The sequence below is a fragment of the Maricaulis sp. ABE4_448 genome (assembly GCF_056160825.1).
In genome coordinates this window covers 105,736-128,844 of record NZ_JBSWXX010000001.1, presented here as the reverse complement: position 1 = coordinate 128,844, position 23,109 = coordinate 105,736, and the positions used below count along the sequence as shown (strand labels likewise).

The 23,109-nt window shown below is 66.2% G+C and carries 18 protein-coding genes; 7 read left to right on the top strand and 11 right to left on the bottom strand.

What is annotated here, in order from left to right:
* The first annotated feature begins 328 nt into the window (after positions 1-328).
* Positions 329-5,254 carry an NAD-glutamate dehydrogenase gene (locus tag ACXAJV_RS00655; RefSeq protein WP_475080760.1) on the top strand — a complete coding sequence of 1,642 codons (4,926 nt, stop codon included), beginning with the start codon at positions 329-331 and terminating at the stop codon, positions 5,252-5,254.
* Here the strand turns inward: ACXAJV_RS00655 and ACXAJV_RS00650 are convergent.
* From ACXAJV_RS00650 to htpX, 7 genes are all read right to left on the bottom strand, one after another.
* Positions 5,245-6,117, bottom strand: coding sequence for a dienelactone hydrolase family protein (locus tag ACXAJV_RS00650; RefSeq protein WP_475080758.1), 873 nt, complete (start codon positions 6,115-6,117; stop codon positions 5,245-5,247). The two genes, ACXAJV_RS00655 and ACXAJV_RS00650, sit on opposite strands and share 10 nt — an antisense overlap.
* 72 nt (positions 6,118-6,189) lie before the next feature.
* On the bottom strand, positions 6,190-7,785 hold the full coding sequence (gene purH, locus ACXAJV_RS00645; protein WP_475080756.1) for a bifunctional phosphoribosylaminoimidazolecarboxamide formyltransferase/IMP cyclohydrolase: 1,596 nt from the start codon (positions 7,783-7,785) through the stop codon (positions 6,190-6,192).
* A 63-nt stretch (positions 7,786-7,848) separates the two neighbouring features.
* The gene (locus ACXAJV_RS00640) at positions 7,849-9,783 is read right to left on the bottom strand and encodes an SDR family NAD(P)-dependent oxidoreductase (RefSeq protein WP_475080755.1); all 1,935 of its coding nucleotides are present in this window, start codon (positions 9,781-9,783) and stop codon (positions 7,849-7,851) included.
* A complete protein-coding gene (locus tag ACXAJV_RS00635; RefSeq protein WP_475080753.1) occupies positions 9,780-11,534 on the bottom strand; it encodes a heparinase II/III family protein in 1,755 nt (584 codons plus the stop codon). Before ACXAJV_RS00635 ends, ACXAJV_RS00640 begins: the two co-directional genes overlap by 4 nt.
* A gap of 17 nt (positions 11,535-11,551) precedes the next feature.
* Positions 11,552-12,211 (bottom strand): ribulose-phosphate 3-epimerase, encoded by a 660-nt coding sequence (gene rpe / locus ACXAJV_RS00630; RefSeq protein WP_475080751.1) that lies wholly within the window; start codon positions 12,209-12,211, stop codon positions 11,552-11,554.
* Between the two features lie 72 nt (positions 12,212-12,283).
* Entirely contained in the window at positions 12,284-13,582 is a 1,299-nt protein-coding gene (locus ACXAJV_RS00625) for an RsmB/NOP family class I SAM-dependent RNA methyltransferase (protein WP_475080749.1), read from the bottom strand.
* Between the two features lie 52 nt (positions 13,583-13,634).
* Positions 13,635-14,531, bottom strand: coding sequence for a zinc metalloprotease HtpX (gene htpX / locus ACXAJV_RS00620; RefSeq protein ID WP_475080746.1), 897 nt, complete (start codon positions 14,529-14,531; stop codon positions 13,635-13,637).
* 88 nt (positions 14,532-14,619) lie between these two features.
* On the opposite strand from htpX, the gene ACXAJV_RS00615 reads away from it, so the two are divergent.
* Positions 14,620-14,817, top strand: a complete 198-nt coding sequence (locus tag ACXAJV_RS00615; RefSeq protein ID WP_475083260.1) for a DUF1674 domain-containing protein — start codon at positions 14,620-14,622, stop codon at positions 14,815-14,817.
* Positions 14,818-14,907: 90 nt separating this feature from the next.
* The gene (locus ACXAJV_RS00610; protein WP_475080743.1) at positions 14,908-15,498 is read left to right on the top strand and encodes a hypothetical protein; all 591 of its coding nucleotides are present in this window, start codon (positions 14,908-14,910) and stop codon (positions 15,496-15,498) included.
* Between the two features lie 88 nt (positions 15,499-15,586).
* Here the strand turns inward: ACXAJV_RS00610 and pyrF are convergent, their stop codons facing one another.
* From pyrF to glsA, 3 genes are read right to left on the bottom strand one after another with little or no spacing between them, the layout of a single operon-like run.
* Positions 15,587-16,288: an orotidine-5'-phosphate decarboxylase gene (gene pyrF, locus ACXAJV_RS00605; RefSeq protein WP_475080741.1), complete on the bottom strand. Its 702-nt coding sequence runs from the start codon at positions 16,286-16,288 to the stop codon at positions 15,587-15,589.
* A gap of 9 nt (positions 16,289-16,297) precedes the next feature.
* The gene (locus ACXAJV_RS00600) at positions 16,298-16,924 is read right to left on the bottom strand and encodes a LysE family translocator (protein ID WP_475080739.1); all 627 of its coding nucleotides are present in this window, start codon (positions 16,922-16,924) and stop codon (positions 16,298-16,300) included.
* A gap of 60 nt (positions 16,925-16,984) precedes the next feature.
* Positions 16,985-18,262 carry a glutaminase A gene (gene glsA, locus ACXAJV_RS00595; RefSeq protein ID WP_475080737.1) on the bottom strand — a complete coding sequence of 426 codons (1,278 nt, stop codon included), beginning with the start codon at positions 18,260-18,262 and terminating at the stop codon, positions 16,985-16,987.
* A gap of 473 nt (positions 18,263-18,735) precedes the next feature.
* Between glsA and ACXAJV_RS00590 the strand changes: the two genes are divergently transcribed.
* The 4 genes from ACXAJV_RS00590 (at position 18,736) to ACXAJV_RS00575 (ending at position 22,535) form a co-directional block, all read left to right on the top strand.
* Positions 18,736-19,968 (top strand): argininosuccinate synthase, encoded by a 1,233-nt coding sequence (locus tag ACXAJV_RS00590; protein WP_475080735.1) that lies wholly within the window; start codon positions 18,736-18,738, stop codon positions 19,966-19,968.
* 205 nt (positions 19,969-20,173) lie between these two features.
* A complete protein-coding gene (locus ACXAJV_RS00585; protein WP_475080734.1) occupies positions 20,174-21,310 on the top strand; it encodes a sensor histidine kinase in 1,137 nt (378 codons plus the stop codon).
* A gap of 110 nt (positions 21,311-21,420) precedes the next feature.
* Complete coding sequence (locus tag ACXAJV_RS00580) at positions 21,421-22,059, top strand: histidine phosphatase family protein (protein WP_475080732.1); 639 nt, start codon at positions 21,421-21,423, stop codon at positions 22,057-22,059.
* Positions 22,059-22,535 (top strand): low molecular weight protein-tyrosine-phosphatase, encoded by a 477-nt coding sequence (locus ACXAJV_RS00575; protein WP_475080730.1) that lies wholly within the window; start codon positions 22,059-22,061, stop codon positions 22,533-22,535. Before ACXAJV_RS00580 ends, ACXAJV_RS00575 begins: the two co-directional genes overlap by 1 nt.
* On the opposite strand, the gene thpR is transcribed toward ACXAJV_RS00575, so the two are convergent.
* Positions 22,520-23,059 carry an RNA 2',3'-cyclic phosphodiesterase gene (gene thpR, locus ACXAJV_RS00570; RefSeq protein WP_475080728.1) on the bottom strand — a complete coding sequence of 180 codons (540 nt, stop codon included), beginning with the start codon at positions 23,057-23,059 and terminating at the stop codon, positions 22,520-22,522. The genes ACXAJV_RS00575 and thpR overlap by 16 nt on opposite strands.
* Positions 23,060-23,109: the final 50 nt, after the last annotated feature.

Here is a 23,109-nt window from a genome sequence, read left to right as displayed (position 1 = left end):
GAGTGGCCGCCCTGCCCTGTTCTCCTCCCCTCGAGCGGGCAGGATGACGACCGCTCCAGACGATCAGGCCTCAAACGAGCGTCCCCCCAGCCTGCCGATGAGGTCTGCCAGGCACCGCCGGGTTCCCTGTCCCTACCCGGCGGTGCCGCTATCGTCACCGCCGCTGCGGCTCAAAATCCGGGCCAGAACGGCCCCGTTTCCCCAAAAATCTGCGCTCTTGCCAAAAAGAATGGCTTGTTTGCGTTTTCAACGGTGTAGATGGCTTGCGTGCGGGGAAAACAGGGCTAGGCTCGCCTCAAGAACCACAACAGACCACAGGGAGCGCCACATGGGGGCGGTCGTCGGAGTCGCGCACGCGTACACCCGTGACGAATTCATGGAGGCCGCGCGTTCGCGCTGGCAGGATCGCTATGGCAGCGAGTGCGGAGAGGCGGGCACGTCCTTCTTTTCGCAGATTTACGACGATGCCCTGGCCGAAGACCTGGAACAGGTCGCGGCCGCCGATCTGGCATCCATGTGCGTCGACTTCTGGCATTACGGCGAACAACGCAGTGGCGAAGAGATCCTCGTCCGGATGCGCACGGCCACCCGCGATGACGGCAGCGAGCTGCCGCGCGATGTGCTGGAGATCATCGGCCGTGACCGGCCTTTCATCGTCGACAGCGTAATGGGCGAAATCGGTGCCCAGGGTTATGACATCCTGGCCATGTTCCACCCGATCGTTCAGGTGCGCCGTGAGAATGACGGTGCCAGGGTCGACCGGGGCGGGCGTTGCCTCGCCGAGTCGATGATCCAGGTGCATCTGCCGCCGCTGGATGATCTGTCTCGCCGCACGCTGATCGAAGGGGTCACCGCGACCCTCGATGATGTCCGTGTGACGGTCGAGGACTGGGCCGACATGCGCGCGCAGATGGATGAGGCCATTGCCCATCTCGCCCAGGCCACCACGAATGCCTCGCCGGAAGAGCTCACGGAAGCCTGCGAATTCCTGCGCTGGCTGCGCGACGATCACTTCGCTTTCCTGGGTTGCCGCATCTATGACTTCGAGGTCGACGAAAACGGCGGCATGGCCCAGCGTCATCCGCGCGTGCGATCCGAGACCGGCCGCGGCGTGCTGCGCGATCCTGATCGTCATGTCCTGCGCAAGGGGTCCGAGCCTGCGGTTCTAACGCCGGCCATCGAGACCTTCCTGCGCGAACCCAGCCCGATCATTGTCGCCAAGGCCAATATGAAGTCGCGTGTCCACCGCCGCGTCTACATGGATTATATCGGCGTGAAGCGTTACCGCGAAGACGGTGCCGTGATCGGCGAGATGCGCTTTGTCGGCCTGTTCACCGCCGAGGCCTACGACCAGTCCGCCGCCCAAGTGCCGCTGATCCGCCGCAAGGTGCGCCGCGTGCTCGAGCGTGCCGGCAAGACGCCCGGTACCCACAGCGCCAAGAAGCTGCGCAATACGGTCGAGAATTTCCCGCGCGACGAGCTGTTCCAGACAGATGAGAACGATCTGCTGGAAATCTGCCTCGGCATTCTTCACCTGCATGACCGGCCGCGCACCAAGCTGTTTATCCGCCGCGACCAGTTCGACCGCTTCGTGTCGGCGCTGCTCTTCGTGCCGCGCGAACGCTACTCCTCGAAAGTCCGCGAGCAGGCGGGCGAGCTGATCCGCGATGCGTTCGGAGGCCGCCTCTCGGCTTTCTATCCGCAGTTCGGCGACGGTTCGTTGGCCCGGGTGCACTACATCATCGGGCTCAACCCGTTCGACCACCCGGAACCGGAAGTCGGCGAACTGGAGCGCCGTGTCGCCCGTCTGGCCCGCACCTGGGAAGACGATCTGGAAACCCATGTGCGCCGCAATGCGCCCGAGGATATCCGCCTGCGCATGCCGGCCTATCAGGACGCCTTCAAAGCCGGTTATCGCGAGCTCTACGATCCGGAAGACGCCCTCGCAGACGTCATCAAGCTGGAAAGCCTGGAAAATCCGAGCCAGGTAGCCGTGCGCGTCTATCGCGAAGCCAATGATCCGGACAACGAATTGCGGCTGAAAATCTACCGCGTCGGCAAGCCGGTCTCGCTGTCCCGGGTGATGCCGGTACTGGAGAATCTGGGCCTCTACGTGGTGCAGGAGACCGGTTTCCCGGTGGATCGCCGCGCCAGCGGGGGCCAGGGTGTCGATCGCGCCTATGTGCACGACTTCGAGATGAAGTCCGATGCGCTCAAGGGCCAGGACGTCAAGACGCTGGCGCCTGTGCTCGAGGATGCGCTTCTGGCGATGGCTGACCGCCGCGCCGAGGATGACGGTTTCAACCGCCTGATCGTCGAGATCGGCGTGACGTGGCGGGAAGCCGCCTTCCTGCGCACCTGCGCGCGTTATCGTCAGCAGACCGGGCTCGACCCGTCCCAGGCGATCCAGGAAGAGGCGCTGGCCGCCTATCCGGATATTGCCCGCGGCCTGCTGGAACTGGCTCGCGTCAAGTTCGATCCGGCTTTTACCGATGATCGCAAGACGCGTTCCGATGCAGTCTGGGATGTGGAGGAGCGGATCGGCAAGGCGCTGGACGGCGTCAAGAGCCTGGATCACGACCGCGCCCTGCGCCGGATTTTCCATCTGATCCGCGCCACGCTGCGGACCAATTTCTACCAGCTCGGCGCCGACGGTCAGCCCAAGGCGCGGATCTCGATCAAGATTGCCAGCGAACTGCTCGAAGAGCTGCCGCTGCCCAAGCCCTATCGCGAAATCTTCGTCTGGGCACCGGACGTGGAAGGCGTTCACATCCGTTTCGGTCCGGTCGCCCGCGGCGGTCTGCGCTGGTCGGACCGGCGCGACGATTTCCGCACCGAGGTGCTGGGCCTGGTGAAGGCGCAGCAGGTGAAGAATGCCGTCATCGTGCCGGTGGGCTCCAAGGGCGGCTTCTATCCCAAGGCCTTGCCGCGCAATGGCAGCCGGGACGAGATCTTCGAAGCCGGCCGCGAGGCCTACAAGACCTTCATCCGCGGCTTGCTCGACCTCACCGACAATATTGTCGACGACGTGGTCAAGCACCCCGATGCCACCCTGTGCTGGGATGATGAGGACCCCTACCTCGTCGTTGCCGCCGACAAGGGTACCGCGACCTTCTCCGACACGGCCAACGGGCTGGCGACCGACGAGTTCGATTTCTGGCTTGGCGACGCCTTTGCCTCGGGCGGCTCGGCCGGCTATGACCACAAGAAGATGGGCATCACGGCACGCGGTGCCTGGGAATCCGTCAAGCGTCACTTCCGCGAGATGGGCAAGGACATCCAGTCCGAATCCTTCACCGTGATCGGCGTGGGCGACATGTCCGGCGATGTGTTCGGCAATGGCATGCTGTTGTCCAAACAGACCCGTCTCGTGGCGGCGTTCGACCACCGCGACATCTTCATCGATCCCGATCCGGGCGATCCGGAGACGATGTGGAATGAGCGCAAGCGTCTGTTCGACCTGCCGCGCACTTCCTGGCAGGACTATGACACTTCGCTGATTTCCAAGGGCGGCGGCGTTTTCTCGCGCGGCGAGAAGTCGATCAGACTGACCGAGGAGATCAAGGCGCTGACCGGCCTGACCAAGAATGCGGTCAGCCCGACCGAGTTGATGCATGCGCTGCTGAAGGCCGAAGTCGAACTCCTGTGGTTCGGCGGTATCGGCACCTACGCCAAGGCGACGCATGAGCAGCATTGGGAAGTGGGCGACAAGACCAATGACGGTCTTCGCGTCAATGCTGACCAGGTGCAGGCAAAGGTCATCGGCGAAGGCGCCAATCTGGGCTTCACCCAGGCGGCGCGGATCGAATACGGCCGTCATGGCGGCCGGGCCAATGCCGACTTTGTCGACAACTCGGCCGGCGTCGACAGTTCCGACCACGAGGTGAATATCAAGATCCTGCTGCGTCCGATGGTTCGAAATGGCGATATGAGCCGTGAAGACCGCGACACGCTGCTGGAATCGATGACCGACGATGTCGCCGAACACGTACTGCGCCACAATTACGACCAGACGCTCGCCCTTTCCATGGCCGAGCATACGGCCAAGGCCGATCTGGATGCGCATGAGCGTTTCATGCTGGCTCTGGAGAAACAGGGGCGTCTGGACCGCGAAGTCGAGGGCCTGCCCTCCTCCGAGGGCATGCGCGCACTCAAGGGGCGCGGCCAGGGCCTGACCCGGCCCGAGCTGGCGGTTCTCAACTCCTATGCCAAGATCACCCTGTTCGATCAGCTGGTCGCCTCGGACGTGCCGGACGATCCGCACTTCCGGGACATGCTGACAAACTACTTCCCGGAGGGTGTCCACAAATTCTCGGCCGCCATGGATGGCCACCGCCTGAAGCGCGAAATCGTGTCGACGGTTCTGGCCAACGAGATGATCAATCTGGGCGGGCCGACCTTCATCCACCGGGCGATCGATTCCACTACGGCGACCGTGCCGGCGATCGCGCGCGGTTTTGAGGCGGGCCGGGGCATTTTCGGCTTTGCCGAACTGACGGCGGCGATCAATGCGCTGGACAATGAGGCTCCGGCCGATGTGCAGATCAAGTTACACGAGGAAATCATCCGCCTCCTGCGCCGCCAGACCTACTGGCTCGTCCGCCGCGGCCGCAACGAGGCCACGGCCAATGCCAGCTCGATCTCCGACGTGATCGCCTCCTACCGTCCGGGCGTGCAGGAATTGCGCTCCATGGTGCACGAGATCATTTCCGACCACGAACGCGCCGGCGTGAAAAAGCGCAAATCCGCCTTCGTGAAGGCCGGTGCTCCGGCTGATCTGGCCCAGTCGGTTGCCGAATTGCGGCCGCTGACCTCGTCGACAGATGTGATCGACATGGCCAATGATTTCGACTGGCCGCTCGCCTCGACCGCCTACATCTACCACGCGGCCGGTGCGCGTTTCCGCTTCGACCGTCTGCGCGGTCTCGGCCAGGAGGTCTCCTCCGACCTGCACTGGGATCGTCTGGCTGTACGGCGCTTGATGGAAGACTTCTATGCCAACCAGCAGGCGGTGACGGCGTCGATGATGCGCTTTGCCCGCCAGGCGGGCGGATCGCTGGAAGCGGGTATCGAGAATCCCTCCCGCGACTGGGCCGATGCGGTTGTGGAGGCCTGGAACACGGTCAATGAGGAAGAGGCCGGCCGGGTCGACTCGGTGCAGCGGCAGCTGGACGAGTCGGGCACCTGGACTCTCTCCAAGCTGGCGATCGCCTCGACCCAGATCGGCGAGATGGCGGCTGTCGCTCAGCCCTGATCGCGCAGGTCGCGGTCGAGAATATCGACTATGCGGGCGCGCGCACGGGCTGCCGCGTCCGCATCGTATTCCATCCGCGGATCCAGCGGTGCCGCCGGCTCGTCGAAGGCATGGGTCACGCCGGGCAAGATGACGTGATCGACCGGGTGACCGGCGGCGTCTGCACGCTCGAACAGCTTCACACAATCACCTGGGGGGGCGACCATGTCGCGTCCGGCCAGAATGGCATGGACGGCAATGTCTGACGGAAAGCGCCGGCCGTCGGCCCGTACCGGAAATCCGCAATAGGGATAGAGCAGGATGGCCGAACGGACACCGGCCAGGGGCGGTATCTCCGCGCCGGTAAGGCTGGCGGGTACGCGACCCTCGCCCCCATAGTCCAGCGCATCCAGCACGGTCCAGCCGCCATGGCTCCAGCCGATCAGGGCGAGGCGGGCTTCGTCGATGCGCGGGTCCTCGCGGGCCAGCACCAATGCCGCTTCGATATCCGCAGCCCGCTCCCGGCCCCACAGACGCAGCGCGGTGCAGACCTGGCTCATGGCGGCAAACCGTCCGATGTCGCGCGCGCTGTTGGAATCCACCGTAATCACGCCATAACCGGCCTCCAGGAGCGCTGCGGCATAGTCCGGCTGTACCTGGCGCAGGCCTCCGCAGCCATGCAGCAGGATCGCCGCGGGCACCGGCGTGTTGGCATCCGGGGGTATCTCGATCGTGGTGTGCGGCCTGATCAGGGTGACCTGTTCGGCGATATCGCGCCGGGGCGCGGTGAGTCCGGTTGCCTGCCCGATCGCGCAGCCACCCAGCCCGGCGAGCAAAAGGATGAGCGTGGCCAGTCCGCCGCGCAGGATCGTGTTTCCCGACATGAAAAGACCCTGGCGGGCGGGGCCGGCCAGGGTCAATGAAAAAGGGATTCACGCGCAGTCGCGTGGCGTGGACTAGTGGCGGAAGTGGCGCATGCCCGTGAACACCATTGCAATGCCCGCCTCATCGGCGGCGGCGATGACTTCTTCGTCGCGGATCGATCCGCCCGGCTGGATCACGGCGGTGGCGCCAGCCTCGGCGGCAGCGTGCAAGCCGTCGGCGAAGGGGAAAAAGGCGTCGGATGCACAGACCGAACCCTGCGTGCGCGGCTCGTCCCAGCCGTTTTCCTGCGCTGTTGCTTCAGCCTTGCGAACCGCCAACCGGGCCGCTTCCAGACGGCTGGTCTGGCCCATGCCGATACCAGCCGTGGACAGGTTGCGGGCATAGACGATCGCGTTGGACTTGACGTGCTTGACCACCTTCCAGGCGAACATCAGATCGGCCAGCTCGGCTTCGGTGGGTTCGCGCTGGGTCACGGTCCGGAGATCCTTCACCGAGATCATCGCCGTATCGCGTTCCTGGACCAGCAGGCCGCCGGCCACCGTCTTGGTCAGCCAGCCGGATTGTTTCGCGTCGGGCAGGCCGCCGGTCAGCAGGACCCGCAGGTTCGACTTGCCGGATAGCACCGACAGCGCGTCTTCGTCGGCGTCCGGTGCGATCACCACTTCGGTGAAGATCTTCACCAGCTCGCCGGCCGTGTCGGCGTCGAGCTTGCGGTTCATGGCAACGATGCCGCCGAACGCGGAAATCGGGTCGGCGGCGAAGGCCTTCTCATAGGCGACGGCGAGATCGTCGTGCGTGGCCACGCCGCAGGGATTGGCGTGTTTGACGATCACAACAGCTGCCTTGTCGGCCGGGTCGAACTCGCCGGCCAGTTCGAAGGCGGCGTCGGCGTCAGCCAGATTGTTGAAGCTGAGTGCCTTGCCCTGCGCCTGGCGGGCCGTGGCGATGCCGGGCCGGTTCTCCGGGGTTGCGTAAAAGGCAGCACTCTGGTGCGGGTTCTCGCCATAGCGCAGCGGCTGGGCAAGCTTGCCGCCGAAGGCGCGCCAGGCCGGGCTGGCATCGTCCAGCGTGTCGGCAAACCAGTTCGAGATCGCTGCATCATAGGCGGCCGTGCGCGCATAGGTCTTGGCAGCCAGGCGCTTGCGCAGCTCGAGCGTCGTGTGGCCCTCATGGGCCTCCATGCTGGCGAGCACTGCATCGACGTCCTCGCCATCGGTACAAACGCTCACCCAGGCATGGTTCTTGGCGGCGGCGCGCAGCATGGCCGGACCGCCGATATCGATATTCTCGACGCAGTCGGCCTCTTCAGCACCTTTCGCGACGGTTTCCTCGAACGGGTAGAGATTGACATAGAGCAGGTCGATGTTCGGGATACCGTGATCGGCCATTGCGGACCGGTCTTCGCCATTGTCACGCCGGCCGAGGAGGCCGCCGTGCACGCGCGGGTGCAGCGTCTTGAGGCGGCCATCCATCATTTCGGGAAACTCGGTCACTTCGGACACGTCGCGGGCCGCGATACCGGCTTCGTTGAGGGCGCGTAGTGTGCCGCCAGTGGAGAGGATTTCCACGCCGGCGTCGACGAGCTGGCGAGCCCGCTCGACCAATCCCGTCTTGTCGGACACGGAAATCAGGGCGCGGCGCAGAGGCGCAAGATCAAGGTCGGACATGGTTGGGGCTCCGTTGTAACCATCCGGATGTGCGCGGCGAGGTATCCATCACGGCGCTGCAAGTCAATCCGCGGCCGTCGCAGGCCGCAGGGCGCACAGTGCGCCCAAGGCTTCGGAAACGGCTGCGGCATCGCCGCTGCGGGCGGCATCGAGCAGGCATTCCAGCTCGGCGGCCACCGCCTCCGTATCGAGCACCGGGCCGGTGATCGACCACACGCCGTCAATGGCGGTCGGCTCGCGCCGTTCGAAGGCATAGACGAGGTTTTCGTGGCGTTTCTCGCCGGGCCGCAGGCCGACGATGGAGATTGCGCCGGGTGCATCGGGGTCGCGGCCGCGCAGACGCAGGAGCTGCCGCGCCAGGCGCAGGATGGAGACCGGCTCGCCCATATCCAGCACGTACAGCGCACCATTGAGGGCGGCATCGAAAGCGGTCTGCGCCGCGGCATCGAGCACGAGGCCAGAGGCTTCCTCGACTGTCATAAAATAGCGGGTGGCGTCCGGATCGGTCACGGTGACCGGGTCGCCGGCCTCGATCTGGCGCTCGAACAGCGGCACGACGGAGCCGGTCGAGCCGAGCACATTGCCGAAGCGCACGACGCAGATGCGGGTCTGCGAACCGTCGGCAGCGGCCGAGCGGGCATAGAGTTCCGCGGCGCGCTTGGTCGCGCCCATGACATTGCCCGGATCGACGGCCTTGTCGGTCGAGATCAGGGCCACAATCCGGGCTCCATGGCGTTTGGCCATCTCGATCGTATTGACCGTACCGATGACGTTTGTGCGCACGGCCTCGCCCGGATTGAGCTCGCTCATCGGCACGTGCTTCAGTGCCGCGGCGTGCAGAACGACATCCGGGCGCTCTTCGGCGAAAGCGGTTTCCAGACGCTGGGTATCGCGGATATCGCCCAGCATCGCGCGCCATTGCATGTGCGGCCGGTGGCGGGCGAATTCGAGATCGATCTCGTAGAGATTGGCCTCGGACGCGTCGAAGAAGATCAGCTTTTCCGGATTGAGCGTCGCCGCCAGCCGGGCCAGCTGCGAACCGATCGTGCCGCCGGCGCCGGTGATCATCACGCGGCGGCCCTCGATCAGCGGCCGGGCCGGCTCCAGGTTTGGCGGCCGCGGCGGGCGGTTCAGGAGGTCGGCAGCTTCCACCGGCGAGAAGGCGCCCGGCCCCTCGGACGGGCGGGCGCGGGACAGTTTGGCACCGGTGCGGGCGGCCACGCGGATCAGCTCGTTGACCACTTCAACATCGGTATTCGTGCCGGCCAGAACCAGACGCGGAGCCAGGGTCTCGGCTTGGGACAGCCGGTTAAGTGCCGGGGTCAGCGCATGCAGACCACCCAGCACGGGAACGCCGCGAATGGCGTGACCGGTAAGCTGCGAACCCGGTTCGATCAGGCCCTTCGGCCGGAAAGGCGCAGACCCGTTGCGCCGGACAATGTCGCGCAGTGCCTCATCAAGATCGGCTTCCGAGCCGACCAGGATCGCGGCGGGTTTGGAGCGGTCTTCCACCTGCAGCACGCCACGCAGGCCCTGGGTGCGAACGGCGGCCAGCAGGAAGCGCGGCGCCAGCAACAGACCGATCAGGATCGGGATGTCGATCAGGATCGAGGTTCGCGGGAAACCGTCCAGCCGGTTGATAAGGAACAGCATCGGCAGGAAGACCAGATTGGCGACCAGGACCGAGCGGACGATACGGGCCGCATCGTTCAGGGCGGTATAGCGCCACAGGCCGCGATGCAGACCTTCCAGCGGAAAAACGATCGCACAGGCCAGCGCAAAGACGGCCACCGACTGCAGCATCACCTGGTCGGGCGGACCGGCCGGCTCGAACCGGTAGCGCAGCAGGACTGCGGCCCACATCGAGAACGCACCGGCGGCGAGATCGAACAGCGCCACCGCCACCATCGACAACTGGTTCCGCGTCGCGGTCAGATTGCCTGAAACGGTTTGACGCGCTCGCCTGCGGCGTCCGTCCTGAGGACGCGGTGTGCTCATCCGGTTTCCCCTTCTGCGCCGCCGACCTGGCCGAGACGCTGAAAAGCCCAGCGAACGCGATTGGGCGGCCGGTCCCCGGCACCAAAGGGTTCTGCTTCTCCCTGTACTACAATCTGTGTCGCGCGTTGTGGAGGTGCGCCCGCAGCCAGATACACAGAACGCTCCAGCCGGATCGGACCGCCATCGGTCCGGAACCGCCAGCCGTCGCCATTGGGCTGGACCAGAAGCGCGCTCATGGAGTCCCGCGACAGGGAGGCGCGGACATCGGGGTGAAGATGGAAGCGGATCGCAAAGCGCCAGCGCACATCGACATCGTCCGGCGCACCATCATTGACGGGCCGGAACAGCGCATCCTCACCGCGCACATCGCCGCCATCGGCCGCCAGGAATATCCGCCGCCGGTGCGACAGGCCGTAATCCTCGCGATAGCCTTCGTGGATGCCTTCCAGCCAGATGCCCATCTCTTCTTCATTGCGCCGGGCCGTGACCGATGCGGGCGCGGTGGCGAGGCGCGGCCCCAGCAGGTCGCGTTTCCAGCCGGGCGGGAAAAGGCGGGCCGAAGATGTCTCGTCGAGGATGAGAGTGGAGTGGGCAGCGGTTGCGCGCACGGCCTCGCGCCAGCTGGCCGGCTGGTCGTCATGCCAGCCGCAATTCACCACCAGGCGGCCACCGGGCGTGCACAGTTCGAAAGCAAGGGCGCTGGCGTGTGCGCCGGTGCTCAGCGGGCCCTTGGGTGCATTGCCGACATCGAGCAGCACGGTGGCTTCGCCGGCCTCTGCGCGATGATAGCCGGAATGGGGCGCAAAGCCGAAAGGGCGTGCGCGGGTGTCGTCGTGATCAAGGGCGGCCTTGAGCGCGTGGCGATCGCCTTCGCCACCGCCATGAAAACTGGCAAGGCCTTTGTCCGACATGCGGAAAAAACGGACCATGGGCGCCAGCCGGTCGATGGCGCGGCGCACGTCCTGGGGCAGGTCGGCACCGGCGGCCTGGGCAGCCTCGCGAACCGTGACGAGGTCGATCAGGGCTTCCGCGCAGGCGCGCGGCGAGCGGGTCACATGGCCGCCATCGGGCAGGATCTGGCGCTGGACCTCGCGGGCAAGCGCCTGGAAGCCGGCGCGCTGCAAGGCATCGCGGCCCGGCAGGCTCAGCCCGGTCAGCGTGAGCGCCGCGGCACTTTGCAGGCGGGTCGTGCCGTCCGGCGCGATCGCGATCGAGCGCTGCAGATAGCGCGCCTGGCGCAGCAGGGAGCGGAAACGGGTCTGCCGCGCCCTGCGGCTGTCCTCGTCGCCATTGAACAGGGCATCGCCGCAGCGCAGCCAGTTCAACAGGCGCATTGACAGGATGTCGTGTGACCAGGCGAAACTGTTCCAGCGGCCGAAATTGTCGATCCAGCTGTCGACATAGCGGCGGATCGCGTCGGGCCCGGTTTCCGGATCGGCCGCCAGGCAATCGCGCATCCAGCCGAAAGCGTGCAGGCGGCGGGCAAAGGCACGGGTCGGTGCCGGCTGCAGCCAGGCGGCGGTGGGACCGTCAGTCGACAGGCTTTCCCCGGCCAGGGTGAAGCGACCGTTCAGAATCGCTTCGCCGCGCTCGCGATTGGGGGCGTAGACGTCTTCCGGCATGACACTGAGCGCGTCGGGCAGCCCGCCCAGATCGCTCAGCCCGGAGGGCAGACCTATGGCGTGCAACGTCGAGGAAGCCTCGCGCCGCAGCGCCATGAGGGTGGCTGCGGTATAATCGGATAGACGCACCGCGCTCGCCATGGCGATCAGCCGCGAAGCGCTGTGATATTGTCGCGATAGGCGTCCGGCCCGCCGCGGAATACCGCCGATCCGGCGACCAGCGCGTGGGCGCCGGCCGCGATGCAGGCTTTCGCCGTGTCCGGATTCACCCCGCCATCCACTTCGATCAGGGTCGACAGGCCGCGGCGGTCGATCGACTGGCGCAGGCCCTCGATCTTACGCAGCTGGCTGTCGATGAAGCTCTGGCCGCCAAACCCCGGATTGACGCTCATCACCAGCACCAGGTCGAGCTCGTCGAGGACATAGTCCAGAGTCTCGCCCGGGGTGGACGGGTTGAGCGCGGCGCCGGCCTTCTTGCCGGTGCTGCGGATCTTCTGGACGGTGCGGTGAAAGTGCGGGCCGGCTTCCGGGTGCGCCGTGATCAGGTCGGCCCCGGCCTCGGCAAAGGCGTCGATATACGGGTCGACCGGCGTGATCATCAGATGCACGTCGAACGGTTTTTGCGAGTGCGGACGCAGGGATTTGATGACGCCCGGCCCGATCGTCAGATTGGGTACGAAATGACCGTCCATGACATCGACATGGATCCAGTCGGCCCCGGCTTCGTCAATCGCACGAACCTCTTCGCCCAGCTTGGCGAAATCGGCCGAAAGGATTGACGGCGAGATGATTACGGAAGCGCCCATGCAAGTCCGATAACAGGGGGGCCGGAGCGGCGCAAGACGGCCTGTGGTCCGTCCATTGCGGCAGGCGGCCGGTTAACTGCTCTTTTCGAACCGCGCCGCAAAAAACCCGTCCATTCCGCCGCGGTCTGCCCACAGGGCCGGGGTCAGCCTCAGCCAGCCTTCCGGGGTGATGGCTTCGGCCAGTCCGGGCACTTCACCGTCCTGGATTGCGACGGGCTTCAGATCCTTGCGGGTCTCCAGCAGGCGGGCGGCAAGCTGTTCGCCCTCTTCCGGCTGCAGCGAACAGGTACAGATCACCATCCAACCGCCCGGACGCAGCATGCGGGCGGCGGCGCCGGCCATTTCCAGCTGCAGCTTGGACATGCGCTGCACATCGCCCGGCTTCTTGATCCAGCCGGCCTCGGGATGGCGGCGCATTGTGCCTGTGGCGGTGCAGGGCGCGTCCAGCAGGACCGCATCGGCCGGACCCTTGGGCCGGAAGCGGCGGACATCTTCGACGGCGACGGCCGCGCGCAGCCCGGTGCGCGAGAGATTGTCCCGCAGGCGTTTCAGCCGGCCCTCATTGTCATCGACCGCTGTGACGCGGGCACCCAGGGCGGCGAGCTGCAGCGTCTTGCCGCCGGGGGCGGCGCACAGATCGGCGATGTGATCGCCGGACTTTACGCCCAGCAGGGTGGCCGGGATTGCGGCGGCGGCATCCTGGGCCCACCAGGCCCCTTCTCGGAAGCCGGGCAATTGCGTTATATCGCCGATCTCCCTGCGGCGCAGCGTGCCGTTCGGCAGGACTTCCGCGCCAAGCGCTTCGGCCCAGCGTTCACGCTCCAGCGGGTTCTTCACGGTCAGGTCCAGCGGCGGCGGCTGCATCTGCACATTGGTGATGCGCGACAGCGCGCCCGGACCATAGGCCTTGCGCCAGGAACGCGAGACCCAGTCGGGAAGATTGTCGCGCGGGGCGGTACGGGCAGCGAGGTCCGCTCCTTCCGTGCTGACCTTGCGCAGGACGGCATTGACCACGCCCTTCAACCCGTAGGTCTCGGTCGTGTCCTGGCACAGGGCGACCGTGGTGGAGACGACCGCGTGCGGCGGGCCGTCCATCCACAGAAGCTGGGTTGCGCCGGTGACCAGAAGGGCGGCAGCATATTCCGTGGTTTCCTCGAGCGGTTTGGCGAGGAAGTGGTCGAGCACTTTGCGGGTCTGGCCGAGGCGGCGGAATGTGGTCGCCAGGATGGCGCGCGCAAAGGCCCGGTCCCGGTCGCTCATCTTGCGATAGCCGGGCGTGTGCTCCAGCGCGGGTTCCAGGGCGCGCCGGTCGCGCAGGATGGTGGCATAGGCCAGGGCGGCGCAGCGCCGCGGGGGCAATCCGTCTTTCATGGCGCGGGAGCTAGCACGCGCAGGCGCGCCCGTCTAATGCGCCGTGCCGCCCCTACCCCCACGGACCGCGTGGCGCCCAGGGGCCGGAGCGGACCGGGGCGGCGGCGCCGGCCATTTCGCGCAGCCTGGCAATCCGGTTGGCGGTGTCCGGGTGGGTGGAGAAGAGATTGTCCATCCGCTGGCCGTTCAGCGGGTTGATGATGAACATGTGGGCCGTCGCCGGATTGCGTTCGGCGCTGTCATTGATGGTGCGGCGGGCCGTGCGCTCGATCTTTTCCAGCGCGCTGGCCAACGCCATCGGCTTGCCCATGATCTGCGCGCCGATCCGGTCGGCCTCGTATTCGCGGGCGCGGCTGATCGCGCTCTGCACCAGCATGGCGGCCATGGGGGCAAAGATCATCAGGGCGATCGAGCCGATCAGCCCGGCGCGGTTTCCGCCACCGAAGAAGAGCGCGAAATTGGCCAGCATGCCGATCGCGCCGGCCAGGGTGGCGGTGACGGTCATGGTCAGCGTGTCGCGGTTTTTCACATGGGCGAGCTCGTGCGCCATCACGCCCTGCACTTCTTCCCGGTCGAGCCGGGCCAGCAGACCGGTCGTCGCGGCGACGGCGGCGTGACCGGGGTCGCGGCCGGTGGCGAAGGCGTTGGGCTGGTCGCTCTCGATCACAAAGACGCGCGGCACGGGCAGGCCGGCGCGGCGGGCGAGATGTTCGACATCGGCGGCATACTGGCGCAATTGCGGATGGCGTTCGTCCGGACCGATCTCGCGGGCGCCGTGCATGCGCAGCACCATGTCGGCACTGTTCCACCAGGCAAACAGGTTCATGGCCCCGGCGATGACCAGGGCGATCATCGCGCCGGCGGCACCGCCCAGCACATAGCCGATCGCCATGAAGAGGGCGGTCATGCCGGCGAGCAGGAGGAAGGTACGTAATCCGTTGGCAGTCATGGTTGTGGCAGTATCCATTCTTGGCGACAGGCCCCTGTCGGACTAGATAAATGGGATGACCCAGAAAGAACGGCAAGACGGGACGGGCATGGCGGGAATCCCTGCTGAAGCTGCGCCCGGCAAGACATTGAGCCCGGCCGCCCGGCGGGCGCTGGAAGAGGCCGAGGCCCGCCGCAAGGCGCAGGAGGCCGCCGAGCTGCCGCCGGAAACCGGCGGACGCCGGAGCGGGCCGGAACCCACCCGCTATGGCGACTGGGAGAAGAAGGGCATTCTAAGCGACTTTTGAGGGGGTGCGGATAGTTGAGCCCGTGTCCCCGGTTTCGCGTGCCGGGTGCAAGGGCTTCGCAACACCGGTTGCACACGATACTGTGCCGGAATGGCACAAGTTTTTCGCCCTGTTTTCATGGTTTTGGCGACCGCGCTCCTGGCGGCTCCGGCGGCATTTGCGCAATCCGGCACCGCGCCGGCGCGGGAGTGTTCGCCCGAGGATATCCGCCAGGCCCTGGCCGGGGATTATACTGGCCCTGCCTGCCGTTTCACGCAGATGCCGGATGAGGTGCAACGCCCTCAATCGTCAGGGTTTTCCGCCGATGTGACCCGGCTGGAAGGGGCGCCGCGCCAGACCCGTCACATCGAGGCTGCACAAGTCCATCATGCGTATGAAACAGCGGCCACATACGAGACCCGTTACAGCGACATTCCGCGACATGCGGTGACGCAGACCGCGGATTTCGCGCCGGCGCGCCGCGAGACCGTCACCCTGGACGAAAGCTTCTTCACCGGCTCCCTGGCCGGTGGGGTCGAGCGTCCCTTCACCCCGCTCTACAGCTATCGCGGGATCGTCCTGATTTCCGCCTCGGGCGAGGTGCGCACGCGCTTTGCCGGCCTCACGCACACGACCCGCCAGGTGCGCGCCATGGATACGCGCCGCGCCCACGCTCCGGCGAGGGCCTATCCCTACGACTAGGCTTGCCGCCCGGTCAGGGTGACGGCGGATGGGAGCGGCCGGAATGGCGTCTATCCATCCGCGATGACAGCAGAAAAGCGTGAAGCGCTCAGGCCGGAACGCCGGCTATCTCTTCGACAATCGCCCGCGCGGCGGCGGCGGGGTTTTCGGCGGCGTTGACGGGGCGCCCGACCACGAGGTGGGTGGCGCCCTGGGCGAGGGCTGCGGCCGGGGTGGCGACGCGTTTCTGGTCGCCGATTTCGGCGCCGGCCGGACGGATGCCCGGGGTGACGATCAGGAAATCATCGCCGAAGCGTTGGCGGATCTCGGTCGCCTCGTGAGCGCTGGCGACGACACCATCAACACCGGCCTCAAGCGCCTGTTCCACGCGGCGCAGGACGAGATCGCGGGCGCCATAGGCATAGCCCATCTCGGCCAGCATGGCGTCGTCATAGCTGGTCAGCACGGTGACACCGAGAATGCGCAGGCCTGAACCTTCGCGCCCGGCGACGGCGGCGCGCATCACTGGCGGTTCGGCGTGCACGGTGAGCAGGTCGGCGCCGCCGGCGGTGATCGACCGGGTCGCCTTTTCCACCGTGGCGGGAATGTCATGCAGCTTGAAGTCCAGAAAGACGTCCTTGCCGGCGCTCTTGAGGCGGCGGCAGAGGTCCATTCCGCCCACGGGGAGCAGCTGGAGACCGATCTTGTAGAAGCTGACGGCATCGCCGACGGCCTCGACGATCGACCAGGCCTGGTCGGTCGTCGGCACGTCGAGCGCGACTATGAGGCGGGAATCTGCGGTGTGTGACATGGGCGTCTTCTAGGTCGCATTGCCTGAAAAGATCAAGCGCAGACCGAGTCCGCCGAAGGCCGTGGCGGCGATGCCGTTGAGCACGCGCCGCGAAATCCGCGAGGATTTCAGCTGCTTCTGGGCGGCGCCGGCGGCAAATACGATCACGGTCAGCACGACGCCGCCAATGGCAAAGAAGACCAGTCCCAGCGTGAGCATCTGCAGCCAGACCGGGCCGAGCTCGGCATTGGTGAATTGCGGCAGCAACGCCAGGAAGAAAAGGCCGATCTTGGGATTGAGCAGATTGGTCACCAGGCCGCGGCGGAAGGCCCGCGCGGCGCTGCCGGCGCCCTCGGCCTCGATCGGCGCGTCCAGGCTGCGGAAGGTTTTCCAGCCCAGCCAGATCAGATAGGCGGCGCCGGCATAGCGCACGGCTGTCAGGGCATGTTCGGAGGCGGCGATCAGCGCCGCCAGCCCGCCGGCGGCTGCCATCGTCCACACCAGGCCGCCGGTGCAGATGCCCGCGACGGCGCCCAGACCGGCGCGCGGCCCGCGCGAGGCGGCGGTGGCGAGGGTGAAGGCCATGTCGGGACCGGGTGTCAGGGCCAGGGCGATGCCGGCGGCCAGGAAAAGCGGGAAAAGCGAGAGGTCGAGCATGGCAGACTCCGGGCCGGTTTGCGGCACTATGGCGCCATCCCGCGGCCCTGGCGAGCCGGTTCAGTCGGTCGCGACGCCGGCGAAGATGTGGAAAGGGTAGTCCTCGATCAGGCGCCGCGAAAACTCGATACCGCGCACGCAATTGCCCTGCCGGTCGAGCCGTGGCGAGAACAGTGCGATACCGGCGATACCCGGTATGACGATCATCAGACCGCCGGACACGCCGGACTTGGCGGGCAGGCCGACCGAGAAAGCGTATTCGCCGGAATAGTCGTACATGCCGCATGTCAGCATCAATGACAGCGTGTTGCGCACGATGCGCGGGTCGATCACCCGGTGACCGGTGAGCGGACACACGCCGCCATTGGCCAGCATGGCGGCCGCCACTGACAAGCCCTGACAATCCAGCGTCAGCGAACAGGTGCGAAAATAAAGATCGAGCGCGGCACCGGTATCGCTGCCCTCGGGAAAGGCATCATGCTCGTCCATCAGCTTGACCAGGGAGAGATTGCGCGCCGCTGTCTGGCGTTCGGAGTGATAGACGGCTTCGTCAAAGCCGCACGCTGCCCCGCCCGCCGCCGAGGCGACGAAGCGCTGTACCAGCGCCTGCCGGTCGGCAATGGCGCGCGAGGGGCGGATCATGGCGGCGCACATGATGGCGCCGGAATTGATCATCGGATTGTGCGGCCGGTTGTCCGGATCCAGCGCCAGCTCGTTGAAACGGCGGCCTGAGGGCTCGCGGCCCACATGGCGGTGCACCTGGTTCTCGCCGTTCAGCGCCAGGGCGAGGGCATAATTCAGCGGTTTCACCACCGATTGCAGGCAGAAGGCCTGCTCCGCATCGCCCAGGGCCAGACGCTGGCCGTCCAGGCTGCACACGGCCAGGCCGAACCGGTCCGGCTCCTGGCGGGCCAGTTCGGGGATATAGCTCGCCACCGTGCCGGCCCGGTTCTCGCGGGCATAGTCGAACAGGTTGGCGATACGGCCGGAAAATCCGCCGAAACCGGCAATGGCGAGCTGGCCGTCCAGCGTTCGCTCCACCAGACGCAGCGCGTCCGCCGGAATTTCGGCGCCAGCCTCGAACGCGTCCGGTTTCAGCGCACGGGCCTCCCCGTCCAGCGCCGCTTTCAGACCGGCAAGGCGCGGAATGGAAAGATCGATTCCCTCGCGCGCCAGCCGCTCCGCCAGCGTCTTCGTCGTGCCGATACCGGCCTGTTTGGCGGTCCGGCACAGCGCGCGCAGCCGCTCATCGTGCGCCGCCCGGTCGCTGCGATCATGCTCAAAGCGCGCACGGCGCCCGCGAAAACGGGAAAATCGGGACAGTCCGGACCGGTTCATGCGGCGAGCATGGCGCGGATTTGGTGCGTGTCAAAGCGGGGTTGGCGGTTTGTCCGGTTTTGCTCCGTGCGGCCCCCATCCGCCGTCATCCTGACGAAGGTCAGGACCCAGTTCATAGAGGGAGATTTGGGCTGCAGGGGCTCAAATCGGGCGGCGCCATCATGAGGGATAGGTGCGAGATCGCGGTCATCCGCCCTTACGAACTGGGCCCTGACCTTCGTCAGGGTGACGGTGGAAGTTAAGACGTTTGCACCCTCTCTTTCGCCTCTCTCGATTTTTCCCGGACGGAAGCCCGCGGTAGCGGGCTGCAGATCCGGGATCTACCGAAGGTCATCTCAAGCGATGCGCTTCCAGCCGGGAAAAATGTGGAGGGGGCGGGTTTGTTGCAGTGGGGAGTGCGCGCGCCCGCTCATTCCCCTTGCGTGCGCACGGGCTTGGCGGTAGGCGAACGGCAGACGAAAAGGATATGCGCCATGCCTGCCAAAAAGCCTGTGAAAAAGGTTGTTCTTGCCTATTCCGGCGGTCTCGACACCTCGGTGATCCTGAAATGGCTTCAGGACCATTATGACGCCGAAGTCGTCACCTTCACGGCCGATCTGGGCCAGGGCGAGGAGCTGGAGCCGGCGCGCAAGAAGGCCGAGGCGGCCGGCGTGAAGGACATCTTCATCGAGGATCTACGCGAGGAATTCGTGCGTGACTTCGTCTTCCCGATGGTGCGCGCCAATGCGGTCTATGAAGGCCTTTACCTGCTGGGCACCTCGATCGCCCGTCCCCTGATCTCCAAGCGTCTGGTGGAGATTGCCCACGAAACCGGCGCCGACGCCGTGGCGCATGGCGCGACCGGCAAGGGCAATGACCAAGTACGTTTCGAGCTGGGCGTCTATGCGCTGGATCCGGACCTGCGCGTGATCGCGCCCTGGCGGGAATGGGATCTCAATTCGCGCACCAAGCTGATCGGCTATGCTGAACAGCACGGTATCCAGGTGGCCAAGGACAAGCGCGGCGAGGCGCCCTTCTCGGTCGACGCCAATCTCTGGCACACTTCGTCGGAAGGCAAGGTGCTGGAGGATCCGGCCGAGGAAGCGTCCGACATCGTCTTTCAGCGCACGGTTGACCCGGTCGAAGCACCGGACACGCCGGAATACGTCACGATCAGCTTCGAGCGCGGCGATGCGACGGCCGTGAACGGCAAGGCGCTTTCCCCTGCCACCCTCCTGACAGAACTGAACGAGCTGGGCCGCAAGCACGGCATCGGCCGGCTGGACCTGGTGGAGAACCGGTTCGTCGGCATGAAGTCGCGCGGCATCTATGAGACGCCGGGCGGCACCATCCTGATGGCGGCTCATCGCGGCATCGAACAGCTCACGCTCGACCGTGGTGCCGCGCACCTGAAGGACGAGCTGATGCCGAAATATGCCAAGCTGCTCTATGAAGGCTTCTGGTTCTCGCCGGAGCGCGAAATGCTGCAGGCGGCGATCGACAAGAGTCAGGAATATGTCACGGGCGATGTCCGTCTGAAACTCTACAAGGGCTCGGTCAATGTCGTTGGCCGCTCCTCGGATCACACGCTGTATTCGGAGGCGCATGTGACCTTCGAGGAAGACGATGTCTACGACCAGAAGGATGCCGAGGGCTTCATCCGCCTCAATGCGCTGCGCCTGCAGCTGATGGCGCGCCGCAAGCGCCGTCTTGGCCGCAACGACTGATCCCGGCAGGAGGCAATTTCCCTGTTCCTGCCGCCTGATTATCGCAGTCCGGCGCGATGAATGAAAAATTCATTGCGTCGGCCAGTGCTTTACACCGGCCCCCCCGGGGGCAAGGGTTCTTGGCCGCTGGCAGCGAGGCCGGTGGCGGATATGGAGTAGAGCGGGCGTTTGACCAAGTGTTCCCCGGTCGGGGACGAGTGAAGACATGCACTCGCCCCTGCTGACGATATTGCTGGATCTGCTGTTCGTCGCGACCGGAACCGTCGCGGCCGGATATCTGTGGACGCATGCCCGGTCGATCCAGTTCGCCGGCGCCGTGCGCGCCGTGCAGGTGCTTTCCGGCGGCATCATCCTGTGGTCCGCCTACTATCTCGCCGACGTCCTGCTACACATTGCCGGCCCGCTGGTGTTGTCGCCGGACGTGCTTGCTGCGTGGGTGGATTTCGCCGGCCACCGCATCCGTCCCCTGAGCGATGCGATTGCCGTCGGCCTGATGCTGATCGGCTTCGTGATGCTGATCCGTCGGCTGGGACGTCTGCTGTCGCGCATGCGGTATTCGGCGAACCGGATGCAGGACGAACTGTCCTCGCGTGACACGCTGGAGGCGGAACTCAAGACCGAGGCCGAGATGCAGCGCGCCCTGCGCCAGTCGAAATCGGAATTCCTCCTGGGGCTGAGCCATGAGCTGCAGACTCCGCTGAACGGAATTCTCGGCCTGGCGAGCCTCTTGGCGAATACCGAGATGGATGCCGAACAGCGCCGCCTGCTGACCACGCTGGAACAATCGGCGCAGTCGACGCTGAACCGGGTCCGCGATGTTCTGGACCTGTCACAGCTGGAAAATGGCAAGGTGGAACTGCGCAGCACGGTGTTCGAGCCGTGCGAGCTGATCCGGTCGGTGACCGGTCTGTTTGCGCCGCTGGCGGCCGAGCGCGGCCTGGAACTGGGCCCGGCCTGTGGCGATGATGTCAAACAGCCGATGATTGGCGATCCGGGCCGGATCAAGCAGATCCTCACGCATCTGGTTTCCAACGCGATCAAGTTTACCCCGGAAGGGCGGATCACGGTCGATGTGAAGGCCGTGCCGGTCGATCCCGACCATGCGCGCCTGACCTTTACCGTCTCCGATACCGGGACCGGCATGTCGCCGGAAGAGCTGGACCTTGCCACCGAGACCCGCACCTTGCGCACCGGGTCGGGCCGCGGGATCGGCCTGTCGATCTGCCGCCGCCTGGTCGATCTGATGGAAGGCGAGCTGGTCTTCGAGAGCGCGCCGGGCGAGGGCACGCGCGCATTTGCCAGCATGGTCGTCCAGATCGAGCCGGATACGGACGAGGTCTGATCTGCGGCCTGCCGGGGCGGGCATCTCAACCTGTCCGCTTGGTCATGGAGGGGTCATTGGCCAGCCGGGCTGCGGCCGCTAGTCTCGCCGGGTTCAAGGGGAGGCTCATCATGATCACGACTTATCTTTCCGCACTCCTGCTGACGGCTGCCGGTCTGGAGGATGCCGCAGCGGCGGACTTCGACCGTCCGGCCCTGCTGGAACTGGCGCCGGCGGATGTGCAGGCCGATATCGCCGTGTCCGGCCGCCACATCCTGGTGGTACGCCACGCCTACAAGATCTCGCCGGACTGCAATGGTATGGAATGTCCGCTCAGCGAGACGGGTGAGGCGATGGTCGCACGGCTGTCGGACCTTCTGGGCGAGATGCCGGTCGACCGGGCCTATGCCAGCGCTGCCTGCCGCACCCGGCTGACCGCTGCGGCCGGACATGCCGAGGTGATCGCGCACCAGGCGGTTGATGGCCATACCGGCGACTGCACGCCCGGCGCGACGATCGGACGCCAGCGCGCGGCGGCCTTTGCCGAGGCCCGGGGCGGCGAAGTCCGCTGGACGCTCGCCGGCGAGCATTCCAACACGTCCTGCCTGTGGCTGGTCGAGTTCGCCGGTGCCGCCGCCGCCGAAACGGCCGGCTGCGAAGAGGGCCGCCTGCCGGAAACCGCCTATGGCGATATCTACTGGCTCTACCAGTCCGGCGGCGACTGGCAGCTCACCGTGCTGCCCGGCGCCTTCAGCGTTGAGGCCGAGTGATGCGGCTTCTCTTCGTGTGCACCGGGAATATCTGCCGTTCGCCGACGGCGCAAGCGGTCGCCCGGGCGCGGATCGAGGCGCTGGGGCTGGACTGGCGGGTTGATTCCGCCGGCACCAGCGGCTGGCATGAAGGCGAGCCGCCGGATCCGCGCAGCCAGGCGGCGGCCGCCGCCCGCGGTTACAGTTTCGAGGGGCTGGTGGCGCGGGCCGTTGTCGCGGAAGACTTCACCCGTTTCGACCATATCCTGGCCATGGACAGCGGTCATCACAGCCATTTGCTCCGCCTTGCGCCGAAAGGCGTGTCGGGCCGGGTCTCCCGCCTGATGGACTGGGCACCTGACACGCAGATGGACGATGTTCCGGACCCCTATTATGGCGCCGATGCCGGGTTCGAGGATGTACTCGACCTGGTCGAGGCCGGTATTGACGGGCTGATCGCGGCCTTGCGTGACGAGCCCGGTCAGGCGAGCGGGTAGTCGGCCTCGGCTTCGTAGATATTGGCGTCGCCGCGGGTGATCCAGCTGGAGTAAAGACTGAAATGCGTGGCCATCCAGGCTTCGGTCTCCAGATCGCTGGCGCGCTGGGTGAAGCGGTTGGCCTTGTCCACGGGCGTGCCCTTGAGATAGGCGATCGTCATGTGCGGGTGGAAATTGCGCGTTTCCGGCTTCAGACCGGCGCGCCGCGCCGCCCGTTCGCACCGGCCCGCCAGCGTGGCAACAGCCTCGCCGGCCTCGACGCCCAGCCAGAGTGCGCGCGGATCGGTCTTGCCGAACCAGCCCGCCCCCTTGAGCCGCACGGTGAAGGGCGCCATCTGGATATTCGCCAGCTCGGCATCGAGGTCTTCGGCCATGCGCTCGTCGATTTCGCCGAAAAAGCGCAGCGTGATGTGGAAATTCTCCACCGGCCGCCAGCGCGCGCCCGGCACGCCTTTTTGCAGGCGCAACAAGCCGGCTCCGATCTCCTCCGGCACGGGCAGGGCGGCAAACAGGCGCAGGGACATGGGCGGACACTCCGGACTGCCCGATCCCTAGGACATTTTGCGCCATGTCT